At 33.1% G+C, this 22,638-nt stretch carries 22 protein-coding genes and 1 pseudogene; 3 read left to right on the forward strand and 20 right to left on the reverse strand.

The window, feature by feature from the left end; all coding sequences use genetic code 11:
• Window positions 1-4 precede the first annotated feature (4 nt).
• Window positions 5-223 (forward strand): hypothetical protein, encoded by a 219-nt coding sequence (locus ACWW38_RS01650; RefSeq protein ID WP_456259094.1) that lies wholly within the window; start codon window positions 5-7, stop codon window positions 221-223.
• Window positions 224-246: 23 nt separating this feature from the next.
• A complete protein-coding gene (locus ACWW38_RS01655; protein ID WP_456259095.1) occupies window positions 247-543 on the forward strand; it encodes a spore coat protein in 297 nt (98 codons plus the stop codon).
• Between the two features lie 97 nt (window positions 544-640).
• On the opposite strand, the gene ACWW38_RS01660 is transcribed toward ACWW38_RS01655, so the two are convergent.
• From ACWW38_RS01660 to ACWW38_RS01700, 9 genes and pseudogenes are all read right to left on the reverse strand, one after another.
• Window positions 641-1,321: a pseudouridine synthase gene (locus ACWW38_RS01660; RefSeq protein WP_456259096.1), complete on the reverse strand. Its 681-nt coding sequence runs from the start codon at window positions 1,319-1,321 to the stop codon at window positions 641-643.
• A gap of 224 nt (window positions 1,322-1,545) precedes the next feature.
• On the reverse strand, window positions 1,546-1,776 hold the full coding sequence (locus ACWW38_RS01665; RefSeq protein ID WP_456259097.1) for a hypothetical protein: 231 nt from the start codon (window positions 1,774-1,776) through the stop codon (window positions 1,546-1,548).
• A gap of 1 nt (window position 1,777) precedes the next feature.
• Window positions 1,778-1,957, reverse strand: coding sequence for a hypothetical protein (locus ACWW38_RS01670; protein WP_456259098.1), 180 nt, complete (start codon window positions 1,955-1,957; stop codon window positions 1,778-1,780).
• Window positions 1,958-2,207: 250 nt separating this feature from the next.
• The gene (locus ACWW38_RS01675) at window positions 2,208-3,407 is read right to left on the reverse strand and encodes an FprA family A-type flavoprotein (protein ID WP_456259099.1); all 1,200 of its coding nucleotides are present in this window, start codon (window positions 3,405-3,407) and stop codon (window positions 2,208-2,210) included.
• Between the two features lie 60 nt (window positions 3,408-3,467).
• Window positions 3,468-5,375: an acyl-CoA dehydrogenase family protein gene (locus tag ACWW38_RS01680; RefSeq protein WP_456259100.1), complete on the reverse strand. Its 1,908-nt coding sequence runs from the start codon at window positions 5,373-5,375 to the stop codon at window positions 3,468-3,470.
• A 435-nt stretch (window positions 5,376-5,810) separates the two neighbouring features.
• Window positions 5,811-6,998, reverse strand: a complete 1,188-nt coding sequence (locus ACWW38_RS01685) for an anti sigma factor C-terminal domain-containing protein (protein WP_456259101.1) — start codon at window positions 6,996-6,998, stop codon at window positions 5,811-5,813.
• Entirely contained in the window at window positions 6,995-7,486 is a 492-nt protein-coding gene (locus ACWW38_RS01690; RefSeq protein ID WP_456259102.1) for an RNA polymerase sigma factor, read from the reverse strand. Before ACWW38_RS01690 ends, ACWW38_RS01685 begins: the two co-directional genes overlap by 4 nt.
• Before the next feature lie 224 nt (window positions 7,487-7,710).
• Window positions 7,711-7,896: a death on curing protein gene (locus ACWW38_RS01695; protein ID WP_456259103.1), complete on the reverse strand. Its 186-nt coding sequence runs from the start codon at window positions 7,894-7,896 to the stop codon at window positions 7,711-7,713.
• A pseudogene (locus ACWW38_RS01700) lies at window positions 7,893-8,018 on the reverse strand (type II toxin-antitoxin system Phd/YefM family antitoxin); the annotation flags it as partial. The pseudogene ACWW38_RS01700 and the gene ACWW38_RS01695, both read right to left, overlap by 4 nt.
• Before the next feature lie 243 nt (window positions 8,019-8,261).
• Here ACWW38_RS01700 and ACWW38_RS01705 point away from each other — a divergent pair.
• Complete coding sequence (locus ACWW38_RS01705) at window positions 8,262-9,329, forward strand: hypothetical protein (protein WP_456259104.1); 1,068 nt, start codon at window positions 8,262-8,264, stop codon at window positions 9,327-9,329.
• 213 nt (window positions 9,330-9,542) lie between these two features.
• Here ACWW38_RS01705 and ACWW38_RS01710 read toward each other — a convergent pair whose 3' ends face one another.
• The 11 genes from ACWW38_RS01710 to ACWW38_RS01760 form a co-directional block, all read right to left on the reverse strand.
• Entirely contained in the window at window positions 9,543-10,394 is an 852-nt protein-coding gene (locus tag ACWW38_RS01710) for a PhzF family phenazine biosynthesis protein (RefSeq protein WP_456259105.1), read from the reverse strand.
• An 83-nt stretch (window positions 10,395-10,477) separates the two neighbouring features.
• Entirely contained in the window at window positions 10,478-12,247 is a 1,770-nt protein-coding gene (locus ACWW38_RS01715; RefSeq protein WP_456259106.1) for a sigma-54 interaction domain-containing protein, read from the reverse strand.
• A 168-nt stretch (window positions 12,248-12,415) separates the two neighbouring features.
• A complete protein-coding gene (locus ACWW38_RS01720; protein WP_456259107.1) occupies window positions 12,416-13,705 on the reverse strand; it encodes an acetyl-CoA hydrolase/transferase family protein in 1,290 nt (429 codons plus the stop codon).
• Window positions 13,706-13,764: 59 nt separating this feature from the next.
• On the reverse strand, window positions 13,765-14,550 hold the full coding sequence (locus tag ACWW38_RS01725; RefSeq protein WP_456259108.1) for an enoyl-CoA hydratase/isomerase family protein: 786 nt from the start codon (window positions 14,548-14,550) through the stop codon (window positions 13,765-13,767).
• A 21-nt stretch (window positions 14,551-14,571) separates the two neighbouring features.
• On the reverse strand, window positions 14,572-15,588 hold the full coding sequence (locus ACWW38_RS01730) for an electron transfer flavoprotein subunit alpha/FixB family protein (RefSeq protein WP_456259109.1): 1,017 nt from the start codon (window positions 15,586-15,588) through the stop codon (window positions 14,572-14,574).
• 13 nt (window positions 15,589-15,601) lie between these two features.
• A complete protein-coding gene (locus tag ACWW38_RS01735) occupies window positions 15,602-16,399 on the reverse strand; it encodes an electron transfer flavoprotein subunit beta/FixA family protein (protein WP_456259110.1) in 798 nt (265 codons plus the stop codon).
• Window positions 16,400-16,433: 34 nt separating this feature from the next.
• Window positions 16,434-17,567: an acyl-CoA dehydrogenase family protein gene (locus ACWW38_RS01740; protein ID WP_456259111.1), complete on the reverse strand. Its 1,134-nt coding sequence runs from the start codon at window positions 17,565-17,567 to the stop codon at window positions 16,434-16,436.
• Between the two features lie 372 nt (window positions 17,568-17,939).
• The gene (locus ACWW38_RS01745; RefSeq protein ID WP_456259112.1) at window positions 17,940-19,082 is read right to left on the reverse strand and encodes an acyl-CoA dehydrogenase; all 1,143 of its coding nucleotides are present in this window, start codon (window positions 19,080-19,082) and stop codon (window positions 17,940-17,942) included.
• A gap of 49 nt (window positions 19,083-19,131) precedes the next feature.
• A complete protein-coding gene (locus ACWW38_RS01750) occupies window positions 19,132-20,565 on the reverse strand; it encodes an FAD-binding oxidoreductase (RefSeq protein ID WP_456259113.1) in 1,434 nt (477 codons plus the stop codon).
• A 126-nt stretch (window positions 20,566-20,691) separates the two neighbouring features.
• On the reverse strand, window positions 20,692-21,630 hold the full coding sequence (locus ACWW38_RS01755; protein WP_456259114.1) for an electron transfer flavoprotein subunit alpha/FixB family protein: 939 nt from the start codon (window positions 21,628-21,630) through the stop codon (window positions 20,692-20,694).
• 33 nt (window positions 21,631-21,663) lie between these two features.
• On the reverse strand, window positions 21,664-22,449 hold the full coding sequence (locus ACWW38_RS01760; RefSeq protein WP_456259115.1) for an electron transfer flavoprotein subunit beta/FixA family protein: 786 nt from the start codon (window positions 22,447-22,449) through the stop codon (window positions 21,664-21,666).
• Window positions 22,450-22,638: the final 189 nt, after the last annotated feature.

A 22,638-nucleotide genomic window follows, 5' to 3' on the forward strand; every position in this document is an offset into this window, starting at 1 on the left:
TATAATGCAATCCCAAGGTGTTGCTCCACATGAAAGTATTGAGCTTCATGAGCTTTTAACCTTTAAAAACCTTTGTTTGACAAAATCAATTACTATGTCACCACTACTTTCTGATAAAGAGCTGAAATCAATTTTACAGCAGGATGTTACTACAACAAAGCAACATATTGAAGAATTAAAAGAACTGCTAGAGCATTCTTGCCTAAACAATACAAACCTATAAAAATATAGAAAGCTGGTGAAATCATGAATTCAATAATAGAAAGTCTTACTGGAATGGATAAAATGAGTGACCAAGTTATTGCTACAGACTTTTTAATAGCTGCTAAAAGCGGTATCAAAAATTATGCCGTCGCTTTGACAGAAACAACTTCCCCAGATGTAAGAGTAGTACTAAGGAGGCATCTAAATGATGCTATAAGAACTCATGAAGTGATTACAAATTATATGGTAAAAAATAGTTATTACCATGCTTATAACCCTCAAGAACAATTCGAAGTAGATATGAAAACAACTGAAACAGCTTTAAATCTTACACTCTAACTCTACGTATAGTAAACAAAATAGATTAAGATCAAGAAAGTTATAAATAAAAGACTCAGCTGCTTGCCGAGCCTTTTATTCATGAAATGTGAAATTTTCACCAGTTTCTTAGACCTTCTACTTCTTCTTCTGTAAGATTACGCCACTTTCCCATGTCTATGCCATCAATTTTTATATTCATAATTCTGATACGTTCTAAACGAATAACCTTATACCCTAGAGCCTTGCTCATCCTTCGAATTTGTTTATTTAGTCCTTGGGTTAGAATAATACGAAAGGTATTGTCACTTACTCTACTAACCGTGCAAGGTCTTGTAACAACTCCGCAAATCTCAACTCCATCAGACATTTCTTTCATAAAAACATCATCAAAAGGCCTATTAAGGGTTACTATATATTCTTTCTCATGTCTATTTTCCGCCTTTGAAATTTTATTTGATAAATCTCCATCATTAGTCATCAGTATTAATCCTTGCGATGCCTTGTCTAATCTTCCAACAGGAAATATATACTCCGGATAATTTATAAATTTAATTATATTGCTTTCCACTCCCTTTGCCGCTGTACAAGTAATTCCTACTGGTTTGTTTAAGGCAATATAAACTTTATCCTTTACAGGAATAGGCCTATTATCAATTAAGATGATATCACTTTCTTTTACCCACTGCCCCGCCTCACACAACTTTCCATTAACTGTAATTCTTTTTTCTTCAATAATTCTATTAGTTTCCCTTCTTGAACATATTCCACGATTACTAAGCAGTTTATTTATTCTCATATTATAAATATTTATCCTTTCACTTTCATTGAAAATTAATATATTTTTTGTAACTCCACAAATTAGAAAAACCGCACACATTGTGTACGGTTATCTTAGTTTATGTCTAATATATCATATAACATATTAAAATACTAGAACCTTTTAGTGTAAATCATCTTTACATCATTAGGTCCATAGAATGTATCTAATTAGGTACATTCTAATATTTGCCTTCAATCACTTTAATCGTTAAGCATCTTAAAGTGGCACATTTTGGGCCTTTTATTTTTAAAATCCCATAGATGAAGACTTGACCCATTACATTTCTTCCACTGTTCACAGTTTTCACAATCTCCGGTTTTCATCCATTTTCGATTTCTCATGCTCTTATATCTGGTTTCCCAAGCTTCAGAAAAAGATATTTCATTAACATTTCCTTGGCTCCAAGCCCAATTTTGAAACTGCTTTTTCATTTTATATTACCTTGTTTCCTTGTATATTATCTTGGTACCCGCTTGGCACAGGCGGACCATATTTTGAAGTTAGCGGCCCGTACTTATTTTCTCCCTCACAACCAATTAAGGTACCAGCTGCAAGAACCACGGAGAAGAACCAAGCTAGAAACCTGTAAAACTTTTTAACCTGCTTAGCCATATTCAATCCTCCATTTATAACTATAGTATAATAATACCATAGTTATAAATTATAGTAAATAAACCTAGCAATGCAATTCCTTTGTGTACCTCCTTGCAAATAAATAAAAGCTGCATTGAGGTCTTTCAATACAGCTTTTATTACCTAAGCTCATCTAAGCTAGATTCTCTTTCCAAGATAAATTTTTCTCCATCATTTTAAAAACTTTAGATATATGCAGTAAATTAATTTAGACGAATCTAAAATAACATTACTTCATTGACTCGATAACACTGTCAGCAATGGCATCCATTGAATCCTCATCGCCTTCTTTTAAGCTTGAGTTAACTGTCATATCACTATCTAAAATAGTCATATCTTTCATTTCCTCTATAAGTTCACGCATTAATCTGCCAGATTGAGGAGCCCATGATCCATTTTCCAAAATAGCGAAAGTACGCTTTTGAAGATTTAATGCCTTCATATCCATTATATAACTTAGCATTGGTGGATAAATCTTCAAGTTATAAGTTACGGAAGCAAGAACTATGTGACTATATTTGAATGACTCAGAAATCAAGTATGATACATGTGTTTTTGAAACATCATACATAACCACATTTGTCATTCCCTTTTCAGCTAATCTTGTTGCTAAATCATTAGCAGCTGCCTCTGTATTGCCGTACATTGTTCCATAAACAATCATTACGCCCTTTTCTTCAGGTTCATAACTGCTCCACTTGTTGTATTTATCTAATAAGTATGCGAAATCATTACGCCATACTGGTCCATGTAGAGGACAAATCATCTTGATATCTATAGTAGCAGCTTTCTTTAATAGAGCTTGAACATGAGGACCATACTTACCTACAATGTTTGTATAGTATCTTCTTGCTTCGTCAATCCAATCACGATCAAAGTTAACTTCATCATTAAATAGTCTGCCGTCTAATGATATGAAAGAACCGAAGGCATCTGCAGAGAATAATACGCCATTAGTAGTATCATATGTTACCATAGCTTCTGGCCAATGTACCATTGGAGCAGATACGAATACAACATTATGTTTTCCGAAGGACATAGTGTCCCCTTCTTTAACTTGTACTATTTTGCCATCGATATGGAAACCAAACTGATGCATGAACATAGCAGCTTTTTCTGTACATACAACTTTTACATCAGGGTAACGAAGAATAATCTCTTCCATACAAGCTGCATGGTCTGGTTCCATATGGTTGATTACCATATAATCTAAAGGTCTGTCCCCAAGAACTGATTTAATATTCTCAAGGAATTGACGGCAAATTGACCAATCCACAGTATCAAATAATACTGTCTTCTTATCTAAAAGTAGATAAGAGTTATATGAAACACCTCTTTCAATTGGATGAATATTTTCAAATAAGGCAAGTCGACGATCATTGCCACCAACCCAATAAAGATCCTCTGTTACATTTCTAACACAATACATATATTTAATCCCCCTTTACATTAAAACATATTATACTATTATGTTTACTTATTATAGAAATTAGACTTCTATAAACATATCTTTTTCTTCACCGCAAGCAGGACAAGTCCACTCTTCAGGTAGATTTTCAAAGAGTGTGCCAGGAGCTACTTCACCTTCAGGATCACCTACCATAGGGTCATATTCATAACCGCATCCGTTACATACGTGATATTTCCAAGTTGGAGCAACTTTCTTTGGAACAGCTCTCTTTATCTTTTTCATTGGAGGAGCATCCTTCTTTGGTTCTCCGTTGTCTAATTCAGCAGTAAGCAATGGTAATATTTCCATCATGTCACCAACAATACCATAGTCTGCGTTCTTAAATATCTTCGCATTAGGATCGATATTTATAGCAACAATTGTAGACGCATCCTTTATACCTTTTAGATGTTGACCTGCACCTGAAATACCGCAAGCAATGTAAAGGTTGCCTTTGAATTTTTGGCCAGACATACCAACATAACGATTAAGTGGTACATATTTAAGTGTTTCAGCTACTGGACGAGAAGATCCTATAGCTGCACCAGCTTGAACTGCCAAATCTTCTATAAGTTTCATATTTTTCTTTTCTCCTACACCTAGACCTACGCTGACTACTCTTTCAGCTTTAGTAATAGGAGTATCTATAGGAATTCCAACTGTAAAATCGTAACCGTCTGCCTTAAGGGCTTCAACAAGAGCTTTAACTTGTTCTTCAGGAGTTCCATCCTTGAAAATAACTTTCTTACGATAACCTGTTATAGGTCCTCTTTTAGCAACTCTGCCTGCACTCTCAGTCTTAGGCATCTTACCTATAATGTTAGCAGCGATAACAGTACGTTGAATTTCATTAGTTCCTTCATATATTGTACATATCTTAGCATCTCTGTAAGCACGTTCAACTTCCATACCTTTCATATAGCCGCTTCCACCAAATATTTGAAGAGCATCGTTAACAATTTCAAGGCAAACATCTGAAGCATATTGTTTAGCCATAGCAGATTCCATGCCGTAACGCTCATGATTTTCTTTTAACTCTGCCGCACTGTAAATAAGTAATCTAGCTGCTCTAAGCTTAGTTGCCATATCAGCTAATTTGAAAGAGATTACCTGTTGTTGACATATAGGTTTACCAAATTGGATTCTTTCTTTTGAATACTCTAGTGCACTCTCATAAGCACCTTGGGCAATTCCAAGAGCTTGAGCTGCTATACCAATACGACCGCCATCTAGTGTACCCATAGCAATCTTGAAACCTTCGCCTTCTTCACCCAATAGATTTTCCTTAGGAACTTTTACGTTGTTGAAAACCAATTCTGCAGTAACAGAGGAACGAATACCCATCTTATCATAATGTTTACCAAAGGCGAAGCCTTCCCATCCCTTTTCAACAATAAATGCACTTATACCACGAGTACCTATATCTGGTGTAGTAACTGCAAAAACAATATATATATCAGCCTCACCTGCGTTGGTTATGAAGATTTTTTCACCATTTAAAATGTAGTAATCGCCTTCTAAGACAGCAGTAGTTTCTGTACCACCTGCATCACTACCAGCATTTTCCTCAGTAAGACCAAATGCTCCAAGCTTTTCTCCCTTTGCTAGTGGAACTAAATATTTTTGTTTCTGCTCTTCTGTTCCATAGGCAGCAATTGGATATGCACCTAAAGATGTATGAGCTGAAAGAATTACTCCTGTACCACCATCCACTCTTGATAATTCCTCAACAGCAATTGCATAACTGATTGTATCTAGACCTGCTCCACCGTATTCTTTTGGATATGGGATTCCCAACATCCCCATATCAGCTAACTTATGAATTGCTTCCGAAGGGAATTTATTTTCCTGATCCAACATAAATGCAATAGGTTTAACTTCCTCTTCAACAAAAGCTCTAATTTGTGCTCTTAAATTTTCATGTTGTTCCGTAGTTTTAAAAAACATAAATACACCTCCTCTTAATAATACGGTTTCATGAATGCCATTCTATGATGAGCTGTGCAAGCAAAACTTCTTGAACTCAGGTGACCTCTTCAATTTTTTGCCTTTAGAAATCATCTAACCAATGTGCTTTGCTGCAACAAGCATAATTTAAAATATCTTCCTTAAAAGTATACCTAAACCGTATAGTTTTATTGTATACCTAAAAAGTATACATTTCAACCCTAAATTTAAAAAAATTTTTTCATTTTTACTTTTTCTTTCCATAATCAATGTTAAATGGGAAAAATACTAAGGTTTCAAGGCTCTAGTTTTAGACAGGAAAAGCAATCAGAAATAAAAAAAGGAACAGTGGGAGTAAAAACTCCCTCTGAAGCTTAGAACAAGGAGATAATTGTATTCGAAATCATTCATAATCACTGTGTGTCTTAGAGATTGTTAATTTATATATTTTGAAGGTAAAACATTGTTTATTTCTATAGACTCTATATTTTCATTATTTATAAATTCTAATAATTCTCCCGCTTCACTATAAATTAAAACTCCATAAATATTTATTCCATTCTTTTCAACATAATTTAGAGCATTTTTGTAATATTCTACCTTAACAGGGCTAGAATCTAATACCTTAACTGATTCTTGTCTATTATTCATATATCTTAATAATGAAGTAAAATGTTTAGTATATGCTTCTACAAACGAACCGTTGAACTTTTTCCTATTACCTTCATCTGATATATAATCTACTAATTCTAAATAGGGATATTTATTTTTGTCTGCACTATCTCCAGTAACCAATCCATCATTAAAATTAGGGTTAAATCCAGACAAATAACTATAAGGATCATCTTTACTCTTAGTTCGCACTCCTGCCCATTTAAAACTAACTTTATCAGAATATTTTTTTCTTAGCTCCTCAAATTCACTTACGCTTAAATCCTTTTTAAATATCACATTTGAAGAAATATAAGAAACAGGATTCAATTTCTTAATATGACTGATGACTTCTTCATTACTCTTTTCAATAAATTGATTTTTCTGAGGATTAGGATTAGAAAACCTAATGTCCATAAATCCTAAATAATCCTTAGCAAAAAAATCCTGCCAGGTTCCTATTTTTGTATCTCTTTTAATCTTAGCAGTAATATCTTTTGCTTCACCATTAAATAGGTTTTTTCTCTGAAAATATATATCGTGAACACCAAATCCTAAATTTTCTGAGCCTGCACCAGTAATTGCATAACCTGGCAAGTTCAATTCTGTAAAAACTCTTAAATCATAAAATAAATCTTCATTGTATTTACCTACTGTCTTTTGAGATGGATTATAGTAGAAACTACTTACAATAGGAGAAACTACATAATAGGTACCAAATAATATTAAAAATACAATAGCAACAGAGACTAAGATTACTTTGCGTAATTTTTTATTTACACTTCTTTTAACAAAGGTTGTTTCATTATTAATATTCTCCTGTAGAGTTTCCCTTTCAAAACCTATGTCATAACTTTCAGATAAATATTCATCTATTGCTTCGTATTTATGAAGCTCTTCTTCTATTAATTTTTTTTCCTCCTCAGAAGCAGTCCCATTTTTATATTTATCTAATAAATCTTTAAAGCTCATTTCAATTCCCCCTCTAAAACTACTTTCAATTTTTTTCTTGCTCTAAATAGTAAAGTTCTAGCTGCACCTTGAGAAATTCCAATTATAGCTGCTATTTCTTTTAGACTAAAATTACAATAGTAGTACAAAGTAATTATTTCTTTATATGACGGTTGTAATTTTAAAATCTCATAATAAACACTTCTCCGCTGCTCATTAAGTATGATTTTATCTAGTGTGCTGTCCTCTACAAATAGTTTGTCTAGGTCTATTTCAATATCTTGTAAGTATTTATTTTTTCTTAAATGATCTAAGTATAGATTTTTACACACTCTAAATAGCCAATATTTTATATGCCCAGGACTATCTACAATAGATAGCAAAGCTTTGAAGAATGTTTCACTTACTAAGTCCTGAGACAAATGATGATTTTTACATAGTGAAAGGACATAAATATAAAGTTCTGCGCTATATTTTTTATATATAATTTCAAACTCATCATTTTTCACAATGTTCTCGCCCCTTTCACTTAATAAACGAACCCCTGTTATTTATGTTACACTATATTCCAATTTTATTTAATAATTAAATAAAACAAAAACGAATAGCTGACCTTGCCAGCTATTCGTCTAATTTATATGTTTTAAGAGCAGCGGTGTAGACACGGCTGCTCCTAAATAACTCTCTTAATCTGCTTTACTTCATTTAAATAATTTATCATAGATTTTTATGATTATTTATCCATTCTAATATATTTTCCCTCAATAGTTTTGTATAAATCTTCTCCTGCAAATGTTGCTTTTGTGTTTTCAATTGCTGATTCCAAAAGATCTTTATCTCTTATTCCTATCGAACCACCAGTAGTTAATATCAATTTTTCATGTAATTTTAAAATATAATCTGTTGATATATATTTCATTTAGCTAGCTCCTTAAACGCTTCTAAGTTTTCAGATAATATTCTATCTGCAATTACATCTAATTTTTCTTCCTCTGATATTGCTTCTTTACTGAATTGGTCAAAATCTAAAAGAATATATTTAAAAAGGTTAAAAATAAAAAAACACCTAAGTATAAATGCTTTTTCATTTAATAATTAATTATAAAAAATTAGTATTGTTATGTATACAATTGTAGTATATTTTACATTTATTTATAAATATTTACATTTTTCTATTTACATATAATTACTATATTGCTATAATATATAATATAATAAGCTTATTATATATAATTTTTTATTCTAGGTTCACAAATCTATATAAAAAAGAAAGGAAGGATAATTATGAAAAAAAGATTAATGACATTCATTTTTATGTTGACATTAATGCTTGGCCTGACTTTCACGAAGTTTGCAGATATTACCATTGCAGCAGCTTATGAATATGCTTGGTTTCCAGTTAGTTCAATGAACATTACACAAATAGCATATGAAAGTTACTCACATGGAAATTCAAATCATATTGATTGTGTTGGTGGAACATATGCATTTGCACCTTTTACTGGGAAAATTGTAAACGTTAGCAGCTCATATGGTGTAGCTTTATTTCAAAGTATAGATAAAGTATACTATCCAGATGGTACCCTAGATTATATGACTGTTCAGTTTATGCATGGAAGTAACTATTCTACTTGGAAATCATATATGGACAGTGGTACTGTTATTCCACAAGGAACCAATTTTTATAAAATAGGTGGAATTGGTAGTGATGGTGTAACACAAGTATATGGTCTACACTATGATATAGGTGTTTATAAAGGAAGGACAAGCTCCTTCACTTCATATTTTTCAAGATTCGGTAACACATATGCTTTTGATGCTTTTTACATTAACCCAGATAAAACCACTTCTATAATAAATAAGGGTAAAGTTGCAAGTGGTAATACTGTTTATAATGGTGCACCTACTGATTGGAGTAACCTTTGGCGTACTCTTGGATCTTCTAATACAGGTCAAATAAGTGTAACATATCAAACCTATGATGATGTTACTAGAACATGGTTACCTAATGTAGTTAACACAACAGATTATGCAGGAATATTTGGGCACGATGTTGATTGTGTATATGCTAATTTATCAAGCGGAAATATAACTTACAAAGTGCATTACAAAGGCGGAAGCTGGTTACCTGCAGTAACAAACAGAAATGATTACGCAGGTATAATGGGCAAACCTATTGACGGCTTAATGATAAAAACTGATACCGGAAAAACTGTTCATTACAGAGTTCATTTAAGAACAACTGGTACATGGCTGCCTTATGTGACTGGATACAATGAATATGATTCAAATAATGGTTATGCAGGTACTTTCGGTCAAGAAATAGATGCAATACAAATATATTTGGATTAGATTCATATTATGGTTTAGCTAATTTAAAATGCAACTGATATAAAACATTGAAGTAATAAATACCACTTTCTTGATGTGAATTAGATATGAAAATTCTCATCAGGAAAGTGGTTTTTTTATAGCTATTGGAATGTTCTCAAAATAAGAATATATCATGTTAATCCTGCCCTATTTTCTCTTAGAACTAAAGGAAAGTTTTGAAAAGGTGTTATATCATAACGACAACAGTTCTCCTTTGGCAATTATCTTGACATCACCGGTCACATAAATTTCTCCTGTAAACTGATCGGCATAGACTTTTATCTTACTTGGTCTTCCAAGAAAACTGCCTTGATTTAAAATTATGCTTTCAGTTGCATTGCAGATATCCCATTTATAAAGATAAACTCCAACCGGCCCGGCGGCACTGCCAGTTGCCACATCCTCTACCGCACCAAAATTATCCCAAGTGCGTCCTTCCCTCTTAGCAACATCGAACACATATACAAACTTCGCATTGACCTTGCTCAACTGCCTTTCAAAATCATTGGTAATAATTTTTGCCTGTTCTAACCCAGAAGCAAGGGGAACAATCAGATATGGCAATCCAGTTGATATAACCTCCATTGGAAGCTGCGGATACAGATTGTCGGTAGTAAGATTCAAAGCATGCAATAAGGTTTGTCTCAATTCTCCGTCAACAACTCCCAAAGATTCTGGAATTCCCTGATTCATCGTCGCTTGAAAAAAACCATTCATCTTAATTGATTCTGATGGCAAAATTTTGCTATTTAATTCAAATGTAATGGTAACCTTGTCCTCATTTGAATAAAATTTTTCATGGATTGCTGATACTGCCCCCAAAATAGGATGCCCGGCAAAATCCAACTCTTCCTCTACCGTAAATATTCTTGCACGAAAGCGTTTTTCTCCCATCTGCCTCAAAAAAATAGTTTCAAATTGCTTAAATTCCTGTGCAAGTCTTTGCATATACTGTTCTCCCAAGTCTTCTTTATGAAAGATGACTGTAAGTCCATTTCCAGATAAAGATTGTGAACTGAATACATCTACATGATAATAATTCATTGATTTTCTCCTTTATTGTAATTTTCTGTATTATACAATATCATAGAAGCCTTGAAATTACAAGGAGTTGAAATTTTCAACTCCTAGATAAGACCATATTTTTTTAATTTGTATTGTAAAGTACGTCTAGATATATTTAAATAATTTGCCGTTTTTTCTCTATGTCCATTATTTCTATAAAGTGCTTCCTTTAATCTCCTAATTTCTTGCTCTTCAAATTTAAATTTTTTAACTGCAGTTTCTGAAGCAACATTTGATTCTTGCACTTGACTTGTTTTTTTTATATATTTTACTTTTTCTATTATTCTTATAGGCAAATCATTTACCTTTAACCTTTCATCTGAAGCAAGAGCTATACTACTTTCTAGTGTGTTTTCTAATTCTCTTATATTCCCCGGCCAATTATATATATTAAATATTTCCCAAATTTCATTTGAAACAGATAATATTTTCTTTTTAAACCTTTTACTTATATTTTCTATGAAAGCTAAAGATAACTCTTCTATTTCATCTTTCCTATATCTTAAGGGAGAACATTCTATTCTCACTACATTCAATCTATAATATAAATCTTCTCTGAATATTTTTTTCTGTACAGCATCCTCTAAGTTAATGTTTGTTGCAGCAATTACTCTCGCTTCCAATTTTCTTGGCTGTGATGATCCAATTCTTTCAAAACTCTTTTCTTGTAAAACAATAAGTAGTTTAGCCTGTAAGTTTAAATCTAGAGCACCAATTTCATCTAAAAATATGGTTCCATTCCTAGCAGATTCAAATTTACCAATCTTTGTTTCATTTGCACCAGTAAAAGCCCCTTTCTCATGTCCGAACAGCTCACTTTCTATTAAATTTTCTGGTAAAGCAGCACAGTTTACATGTATAAAAGGCATTTCTCTTCGATTGCTTCTATAAAATATTTCTCTAGCTAATACACCCTTTCCTGTTCCACTTTCTCCTGTGAGCAAAACAATAGTATCTAAATCCTTTATCTTCTCAATTATTTTTTTAACTCTTTTTATTTCTTTACCATTTCCAATTAATTTCTTGAATTGATTTAACTGTTCATTCTCCTTTTCATACATTTTCCTATCAGTAATATCATCCATAACTATAACTATACCCTCAATTTCCCCATTGCTGTTGTTCACTGGAGAAAAAACCATATCCATAAATACTTTTTCACCTTCTAACATAAATATTTCTTCTTTAACTATGTAACTTCTACTTTCTCTAATTACCTTGTTTATAATTTCATGAATATTTCTTTTTCCTTTTATATATTTTAAATCAATAAAATTATTTCCTAAAATATCTTGTAAGTTCATCTTGAATATCTTCTCTACTGCTTTGTTCCCAGAAGTTACTACTCCAGTCTTGTCCAATCCAATAACAATTGATTCCAAACTATTAAACAAACTATTAAGATAATTTCTTTCATTTAATACATCATGGTAAAGTAAAACGTTTTTATACAATAAATTAAGCACTGCAGATGCTGAGGTAACTTCTCCTTTGGTAAAGCCCTTCATATTATAAAACACACAAAAAACTTTATACTTATAGTATGCTCTTATGGGAATCACTAATATGAATCCACAATTACCATACTTTGAAAGATTAAACACCTCATTTTTATCCTCTAACTTAAAAATTTTCATTGCAATACAATCCAGCATAGATTTTAAATCTGCTACATTCTCATTATATTTTACACAAGCATCTATATATACCTTGCTTTTTTGCGTAATAGTACATATACCAACTGCCTCTGCTTTAACCAATTCTGCAATACCCAAACTATCTATTTTTTTCAATGAATTTTCAGCCTTACAGCTTATTTCAGAAAATATCATATTAACCTCCACCTACCAAATATAATATTTAACTTTATATTTATTATGTAATAAATATAAAAATTATGTTTATTTGATAAATGTTGTTCATAGCGGCTATAAAATCGTATATTAAAAGACCTGATGTACTTATAAAGCACATCAGGTTTAAAAATTAATACAATATTTCTATTTTGATATTAATCCTGCCGCAATAGCATCTTGTCTAAGTTTTTCTCTAAAATCTGGATGTGAAATAGAAATCATAGCTTCAACTCTTGCTTTAATAGGTTTGTTATATAAATCAGCTATCCCATACTCAGTAACAACATACATTACATCAGATCTTGGGGTTGTAACAGCCTGGCCTGCTGGTAGGCTTACATTGATTGTAGATTCAATACTACCATCTTTATTTTTAACAGTAGAAGCCAAGCAAAGAAAACTCTTTCCACCCTTTGAAATACCAGCAGCTCTTACATAATCAAGTTGTCCTCCCGTACAGCTAAACTGTGAAAAACCAATTGATTCTGAACCTGCCTGGCCAGTAAGATCAACCATAAGTGTACTGTTAATTGAAATAAAGTTATCATTTTTTCCTGCAACATACGGATCATTAACAGTTTCAATAGGGGCCAATTCAACCTTGCCTTCACCAACAAAATCATATAATTCTTTGCTTCCTAAGCCAAAGCCTGCTAAAATTCTTCTGCTTATTACACCTTTTTTAGCTAAATACACCATGGAATCTGTGAGCATTTCAGTATGAACACCTAAATTTTTTTTATCTTCAAGGCCATAAGCAACAGCATTAGCAATACCACCTAATCCTACTTGTAAGGTTGCTCCATCAGGTATTAAGGGAATAATATAAGATGCAATTTTCTTATCTGTTTCTTTAACAGGAGGCTGTGTTAATTCAGGAAGTGGATGGTCATACTCACAAATACAATCTACTTCACTAACATGAATTCTATGTTTAACTCCATTAACTTTCGGCTGGCATTTATTGACTTGAACAATTTTCTTTTTTGCGTACTCAGCAACTACCCCATTCCATGATACACCCACTGCTCCATAGTACATGTAACCGTCTTCATCAGGTTCTGACACATCTGCTAATAATGTATCAACCTTATATACATCTCTTATTGCTAAGTATGAATTAGCAAAGTGAACTGAATCAATATCTACATTTCCGATTTTATAAAACTTTCTTTCAAAAGGTCCATAAAAAATTGTATGGAAATTAAGTTTACCAATATATTCTGATGATTGTAAAAATTTATATGGATACATTGCCATTGCAGTAACAAGATCAACGTTCTTAAGTTCTTGAGCACGATCTGCTAAAGCCTCTAAGATTTGTATTGGTGCTGATGAACATGCCCCAAACCATATTTTATCACCGGATTCTATCTTTTTTGCGGCCTCTTCTACTGATACTAATTTACTTTTATAAATATCTTGCCAACTCATAAAAATCCACCTCTTTCAAATAAAAATATGAATGTAAATATTTCAAAAGCAATATTTATTTATCTGCCTACATAATTAGGTTTTCTTTTTTCTAAGAAAGCTTTCAATCCTTCTTTAAAATCTTCTGTCTTACTACATTCTGCCTGAGCTTTTACTTCTTCTTTTAAATATTCTTCAAAGTCAGAGAATTGTGTTTTATAAATTAGTTCTTTTATATTTTTATAAGAAACGGCAGGACCCTTTGCCATTTTCAATGCAAGCTTATTTGTTTTCTCCTCAAGTTCCTCAATAGAACACATCTCTGTTACTATTCCCATGTCAAATGCTTCTTTTGCAGAAATCCTTTTTCCAGTCAAAGTCAACTCAGAAGCTTTTGATACTCCTACAGCTTTTGTTAATAGATATACACCGCCCGTATCAGGTATAAGCCCAATGTTTACAAATGCTTGTATAAATAAAGAATTTTCTGCTGCAATACAAATATCACAGGCTATTGCAGTATTAAAGCCAGCTCCTGCAACTGCACCATGTACGGAAGCGATTACAGGCTTAGGAAGTTTTTTAATCTTTATTGCTAATTCTGCAGCCTCTTCAATTAATTCATCAAAACCTTGTCCTTGGTCTATAGCTTTATACATTGCAGCAATATCTCCACCACCGCTAAATCCTTTTCCAGCACCATTTAAAATTACTACTCTTACAGCTGGGTTACTTGCACATTCATCCAATGCACTAGTTACCTCTGATACCAAAGAATAATCAAATGCATTTAAATTTTCTTTGCTGTTTAGTGTAATTCTAGCAACACCGTTGTCATGACTAAAAATAATTTTTTTATAACCCATGCTAACACTCCTCCTATATTCTTATTTATTGTTTTTAATTTTTTTAATTTCCCTTATTAAAACAGGTAATACTTCAAACAAATCTCCTACAATACCATAATCAGCAACATCAAATATAGGTGCATCTTCATCCTTATTGATAGCAATAATTATATCTGAAGAACTCATACCTGCTAAATGCTGAATAGCACCTGAAATACCACATGCAATATAAATTTTAGTTTGAACAGTTTTTCCTGTCTGCCCAATCTGATGAATATGTGATATCCAACCAGCATCAACTGCAGCTCTTGAAGACCCCACTGTAGCCCCTAGCACTTCTGCAAGCTCTCTTATCAATGAAAAATTTTCAGCCTTCCCTAATCCTCTTCCTCCAGATACGATGATTTCAGCCTCCTCAAGATTAACTACCTCTCCTGTTGTGTCCTTAATATATTCAATCAATTTAGTTCTAATTTTTTCTTTAGGTGTAGTAATTCTTTCTCTTAAAATTTTTATCTCTTTAGAGAAATCAGGTTCTATTTTTTTAAAAACACCTGGTCTTACTGTACCAATCTGAGGCCTTGTGTTGGGACATAAAATTGTTGCCATAAGGTTTCCACCAAAAGCAGGTCTGGTCCATGCAATATTTCCGCTTTCCTTATCAATATCAAGTGCTGTGCAGTCTGCTGTTAATCCAGTTTTGATTCTACAAGCTAATCTAGGGGCAACATCTCTTCCATTATTTGTAGCACCAATTAGAAGTGTTGAAGGCTTATATTTTTCAATCAACTTATCAAGAACATTAACATATCCATCGGTAGTATACTCTTTATACTCACAGGACTGTACTAAAATAGCTTCATCTGCACCATATGCAATGGCTGTCTTTGCAACATCTTCAACGCCATCACCAATTACTACAGCTATCAATTTTTCCTTAGTGATATCTGCAAGTTTTCTTCCTGGATTTAATAACTCTAGCCCTACACTTTTAGCCTTTCCGTCTACTGCTTCAATATAAACCCATAGGCCTTTATAATCTTCCAATATACTCACTTTATGTTCCCTCCTATATGAGTCCAGCATCAGAAAGCAAGGAAATTAACTTTAATGCTGACTCTGAACCTGTTTCTCCCTTAATTTTAACACCTGCTTTTTTAAGCTGAGGAGTAAAGGTTTTCTTTACCTTTGTAGGAGAGCCCTTTAAACCTATTCTTTCTAAATCAATATCTAAATCATCAGATGTCATAGTAGATATTTGAACCTTGTTGGCCGCTAGCTTGCTTTTTATCGTTGCATATCTTGGTTCATAAGCAGTTTTAATAACAGTAATAACAGTAGGAATTTGTGCTTCAATAATTTCGCTGTGGTCTTCATTTTCTCTTTTTACTCTTATATTTTTACCATCAACTGTAATATCAGAAGCATATGTGACCTGTGGATAGCCCAAATGCTCTGCTATTTCAGGTCCAACCTGCCCTGTATCTCCATCAATGGCCTGCTTACCACAAAATATTAAATCAAATTTTTCTGTTTTATCTTCAATAGCCTTAATAGCAGTTGATAAAATGTAACTTGACGCCAATGTATCAGATCCTCCAAAGGCTCTGTCACTTAGTAAAATTGCTTTATCAGCTCCTACTGATAAACACTGTCTCAATGCACTCTTTGCTTGTTCCGGACCCATTGACAAAACGGTTATTGTCCCCCCATTAGTTTCTTTAATTCTTAGTGCTAACTCTAAAGCATACGCATCAAATGGATTCACTATGCTTGGCACACCTGCTCTAATAAGGGTATTTGTAATAGGATCAATTTTAATTTCTGTTGTATCTGGCACTTGTTTTACACAGACTAAAATATTCATTCTAACCTCCTTCATATTTATTAATAAATATGTGTTATCTCAATAAATTACCAGCAACTACTATCCTCTGAATTTGGTTAGTTCCCTCAAATATTTGGAATATTTTAGCATCCCTTAAAAGCTTTTCTACTGGATACTCTCTGCTATACCCATAACCACCTAAAACTTGAATTGCATCTAATGCTACTTTAACTGCAACATCACCTGCAAAACATTTGGCAATGGCTGCCTCTCTTGAATAAGGTCTTTTAGCTATAATCAGCTGCATTGCATGTATTACAGTTTGACGTGCTGCCTCTGTTTCAATGTCCATATCAGCAAGCATGAATTGTATTGCTTGGAAATTAGCAATTGGTTTTTTAAAGGTAATTCTTTCTTTTGAATATTTAACTGACTCTTCAATTGCTCTTTGTGCAATACCTACAGCAACTGCACCAACAAAAGGCCTTGCAAGATCCAATGTTTTCATTGCAATTTTGAATCCCTCGCCTTCCTTTCCTAAAAGATTGGTAGCAGGAATTCTTACATCTTCAAATACAACATCAGTAGTATTTGAGAGTCTGATTCCCATTTTGTTTTCTTCTTTCCCTACAGTTATACCACCACGACTTCTTTCAACAATAAAAGCTGTCAGTCCCTTTAGTCCTTTTGATTTATCTGTAGATGCAAAAACTATATATACATCTGATACTCCACCATTAGTAATAAAACATTTTGCACCATTTATTACATATTCGTCTCCGTCTCTTACTGCTGTTGTTCTTACAGAACCAGCATCTGATCCTGCATTTGGTTCTGTTAGACAGAAAGCACCAAAAGCACCTGGTACAATAATATCTGAAAAAAGTTTTTTCTGTTCAGGTGTTCCTGCAATTAAAACAGGTTTTAGTGATAAACTAGTGGCACATAAACCCGTAGCAAATCCAGCATCAACTTTTCCTATTTCTTCATAAATAGCAGCGGTAGTCATATAATCAACACCGCTACCACCGAATTCCTCAGGAATTTCAAGACAGTGCAAACCCATTTCAAATGCTTTTTCATATAATTTTCTAGGAAATTCTCCTGTTGTATCAAATTCTGCAACGTATGGTTTTACCTCATTATTCATAAATTCTTTCACCATATCCACTAGACTCGTTTGTTCTTCATTCAAAATATATCCCATTATTCTACCTCCTAAATATTTTTTTAATTTCTTAGCTTAGTAGTCATATTGATTTTCACTTGTCAACTTATTTATTTACATATTTTTAAAATTATACATTATGTTTACAACAAGTTTCATGCCACTTTTAGAAGTGCTTATTTTTAAGGCTTTTATATCATTGTGCAACTTTCTTTTGTGCAATATATAAAACAATTGCACAAAAATAGGTTGCACAATGTCCAGAAATAGCTCTCCATCTCAGGCTATACTGGATTTCTTTATCTATTCTTGCTATTTTTAAAAATAAGAAAACCCCCAAGTGCATATCTTATACACTTGGGGGTTATACATACTGCTATTAAGTTGTTTTTATTTAATCTTAGGTATATATTATTTAACACCCATCCATCCGGAAATTACCATCATTTGAACTTCTGATGTTCCTTCATAAATTTCTGTTATTTTTGCATCACGCATCATTCTTTCAATTGGATAATCACTTGAATATCCATAGCCACCAAATAATTGTAAACAACGTCTTGTTACATCGCTGGCATTGTTAGCAGAAACTAATTTTGCCATAGCAGCTAAATGTGTAAATCTTTCATGATCATCCTTTGCACATGCAGCTTGATATACTAAAAGTTTTGCAGCTTCTGTATTTGCACGCATTTTAGCAAGTTCAAATTGTGTATTTTGGAATTTTGAAATAGTACGTCCAAATTGAACACGTTCATTAACATATTTTATAGTTTCTTCTATTGCACCTTCTGCAATACCAAGAGCTTGTGCAGCAATACCAATACGGCCTCCATCAAGAGTTGCCATTGCAATGCTAAATCCTTTTCCTTCTTTTCCTAAAAGATTTTCCTTTGGAACTATGCAATTATCGAAGAATAATTCGCATGTAGAAGATCCACGGATTCCCATCTTTATTTCATGAGTTCCAACAGAGAAACCAGGGAAATCTTTTTCAACGATAAATGCTGAAATACCCTTTGTTCCTTGACTTTTATCTGTCATAGCAAAAACAATATATATGTCTGCATATCCTGCATTAGTAATAAAGATCTTGCTGCCATTTAATACATAATGATCTCCTTCTAGTACAGCTGTTGTCTTTTGCATAGAAGCATCAGTTCCAGCAGAAGGTTCTGTTAATGCAAAGGCACCTAACTTTTCACCTGAAGCAAGTGGTTTTAAATATTTTTCTTTTTGTTCATCTGTACCATATGTGTAAATTGGTGTTGCACCAAGACTTGTGTGTGCTGAAACAATAACACCTGTTGTTGCACAACATTTAGATAATTCTTCTACACATTGTATATAACTTAATGTATCCATTCCAGCTCCGCCATATTCTTCAGGGAATGGAATTCCAAGCAAGCCCATCTCAGCCATTTTTGCTACATTTTCTTTTGGAAAGCGCATAGTTTCATCAATTTCTTTTGCAATTGGTTTTACCTCATTTTGTGCAAAATCGCGATACATTTCTTGTAATTGTTGGTGATTTTCATCTTGTTTAAAATTCATATTAATTCCCTACCTTTCTTTTTTATATGTGCATGTCAATTTTATTTTATTAGTTGTTACTATCTAATTGGCAACATACTTTACCTGGATTCATAATAGAATTCGGATCAAACACTTTTTTAATGCCTTTCATTAAGTTCATATTTATTTCTCCAACACTATCTACTAAATAGCGAATTTTTCCACTACCAATTCCATGTTCGCCTGAAACAAGTCCGCCACATTTTGTTGCTTCTGGGTAAATAATATCGAAGAACTTATCAACTCTTGCTTTAAATTCTGATTCTTCTAAATCATTACTGCATTGATATATATGAAGATTTCCATCTCCCGCATGTCCAAAACTCCTAATATTAAGTCCACACTCTTCTCCAGCTTTATTTACAAATTCAAGATAAGAAGCAATTTTATTTACAGGAACTACCACATCACATTCATCTAATAATTTTGTTTCTGCCATAATTGCCTCTAAGAAGCTTGAACGAGCTGCCCATGCATCTTTCATCTTTGCAGGTGTATCAGCTACAAGAACATCAATTGCTCCTTCTTCTAATACTATTTCACTAGCTTGTTCAATAAGGTTATTTAATTCATCTTCACTACCTGCATCTATAGTAACAAGCAAATAAGCATTTGCAGTTGTTCCATCAATTACTTGTGGGAATACGCTCTTTCCAATATATCTTTCACTAGAAAGAACAATTTCTCTTTCCATAAATTCCAATGCTTGTGGATTTATGTTTCCCATTTTTAATTTAGGAACAGTAGAAATACAATCATTTAAATTTTCAAAAGGAATAATTAAACTTGCAACTACCTTTGGTGCTGGCATAACTTTCAAAGTAAGTTCTGTAATAATTCCAAGGGTACCTTCTGAACCAATCATCAAATCTAAAAGGCTATAACCTGAACTTGTTTTTGATACTGTAGCTCCAAAGTGAGTAATTTCTCCTGTTGGAAGAACAACTGTCATTGCACGTACATAATCACGTGTTGCACCATATTTAACAGCTCTCATTCCACCAGCATTTGTTGAAACGTTTCCACCTAAGCAAGCGAACTTTTCGCCAGGATCTGGAGCATATAATAATCCTTGTTTTGCACAATCCTCTGCAAGATCGTTTAACAAAACACCTGCCTCCACATGAACAACAAAATTTTCTAAGTCATAAGAAAGTATTTTATTCATCTTTGTAATATCAATTAAAACTCCTCCTAAAAGCGGAACTGCTCCTCCTACAAGTCCTGTACCTGCTCCTCTTGGAGTTACTGGTATCTTATTTTCATTACATATTTTTAATACTGCAGCAACTTCTTCTGTAGAGTGTGCCATAAATACAACTTGTGGAGCCATCTTTCCATAAATAGGCATTTCATCATGAGAATAATCTTCATTGATATCATCACCCGTTAAAATATGTCCTGGAGCTGCCTCCTGTAATTTTGAGATTAATTCTTCTGTCAATTGATTATACTCTGACATGATAATCATTCCTTTCCAATTTTTTATTGTATAATGCTCTAATTAATAGAGCATTATACTTATACACAAAACATAATTACATGTAATTTTATTTTCATTCCTAACCTAAAGGGGATAGGAAGATATCTACTCTGATTTTGCTTTCTTCATTTCTTCAATCATAACTGGAAGAACTTCAGTTGCATTTCCAACAATAGCTATATCTGCGATTTCAAAAATTGGAGCATCTTCATCTTTATTAATTGCCACAACATAACTAGAACCTAACATTCCAGATGTATGTTGTGTTGCTCCAGAAACACCACATGCAATATAAAGTTTTGGTGCTACAATCTTTCCTGATTGTCCAACTTGGTGTGCACGAGAAATCCATCCATCTTCAATTGCCGGTCTTGTTGCACCTACTACACCACCAAGTACTCGTGCTAATTCTTCAACAAGTTTGAAATTTTCTGCATTTCCCATTCCACGTCCACCGGAAACAATAACTTGTGCTTCTTCTAAATTAACAGATTCAGAAATCTCTTTTACTGTATCAACAATTTTTGCCTTAATAGCACTAGCTGGAATTTCTACTTTTTTCTCTGTAACACCTGCATTTGAACCAGCCTCTGGCTTTGAAAAACTTCCATTTCTAACTGTAACTACGGCTGTACCTTCTACTTCAATATGTTCTAAAATTGTACCGCCGTAAGCTGGTCTAGTGTACATAACTTTACCATCAGTTATACTCATTCCTGTTACGTCACTTACACATCCTAAATTCATACGTCCTGCAATACGTGGTGCAATATCTTTAGCTAATGATGTATTGGCTAATAGAATAATCTCTGGATTTTGTTCCTTAACAGTTTGTGATAATACTTCTGTTAAAGTATCACAGTCTGTAGCAGTATCTGTAAAAATAACTGGAATTCCTAAAGCAGCTACTGTATCTGCAACAGCCTTGTTACCTACTACAAGGGCCGTTCCTTCTGCATCTAATGCTTTTACTGCACTAATCAATTCAAGGCTTCCGCCTAATGCTTTTTCTCCATATGTTTCAATAAACAATAACGCTTTCATACTTTACCCTCCTCAAAATGAAACTCCTCTGACTTAGATTGCCTTATCTTTTTTCATTTGCTCCATAGCAGCGCTTATTGCTAATGTAGCATCTTTCTCTTGAATTTTGATACCAGCCTCTTTCTTAGGAGGTTCAACATATTCAATGCAACGTACTTTTGCTTGTTTTACCTCTCCAATTTCTGCTGCTGAATAAGTCGGAATGACTGCCTTACGGCTTGCCATCTTAGTTTTAATAGTAGGATAACGTGGATCATAATCTGGTTTACTTACTGTTACTACAGCTGGAGATTCTATAGAAACTATATTATATCCTTCATCAGTTTCTTGGTGAACTTCCATTGCATCATCTTTTAAATCGATTTCAGTTGCGCTACTAACAAACCCTGTTCCCAATTTTTCAGCAAGCATTGCTCCTACTTGACCAGTAATTTCATCTGTGGATTCCTTTCCACAAAGAATTAAATCAAATTTTTCACCTTTATCTTTTTCAATCTTGTGAATAGCATCTACTAAAACATCGGCTGTTCCAAGAGCGTCTAAATTTGCATATAGTTCATCTTTTACAAAAAAAGCTTCTTTAGCCCCTACAGCAAGACAATTTTTTAATGTGTTTAAAGAATCATCTGCTCCAACAGTTAATACACTAACATTTCCTCCATGAGCTTCCATAAAACGAACTGCTAACTCCAATGCATATGTATCAAATGCATTTGCTACTAAACTGACTCCATTCAAATTAGGTTTTTTCTTATCCTTATCTAAATGGATTTCAATAGAATCATCTGGAACCTGTTTTACACATACAAGAATCTGCATACTTTCCCTCTCCCTCACATTTTATATTATTATAATATTTACATTATTAAACTATTTTTTATAAAACCATTATATATTTAAACTTTGGTCTTACCATCATACATGTATTATATCACATTGTCATAATATTTCCATAATTGTTAATAAAATAACATGCTTTATTTCGTATAAGATGGCTTATTTGCCTAA

Source organism: Clostridium sp. JNZ J1-5 (assembly GCF_053901425.1).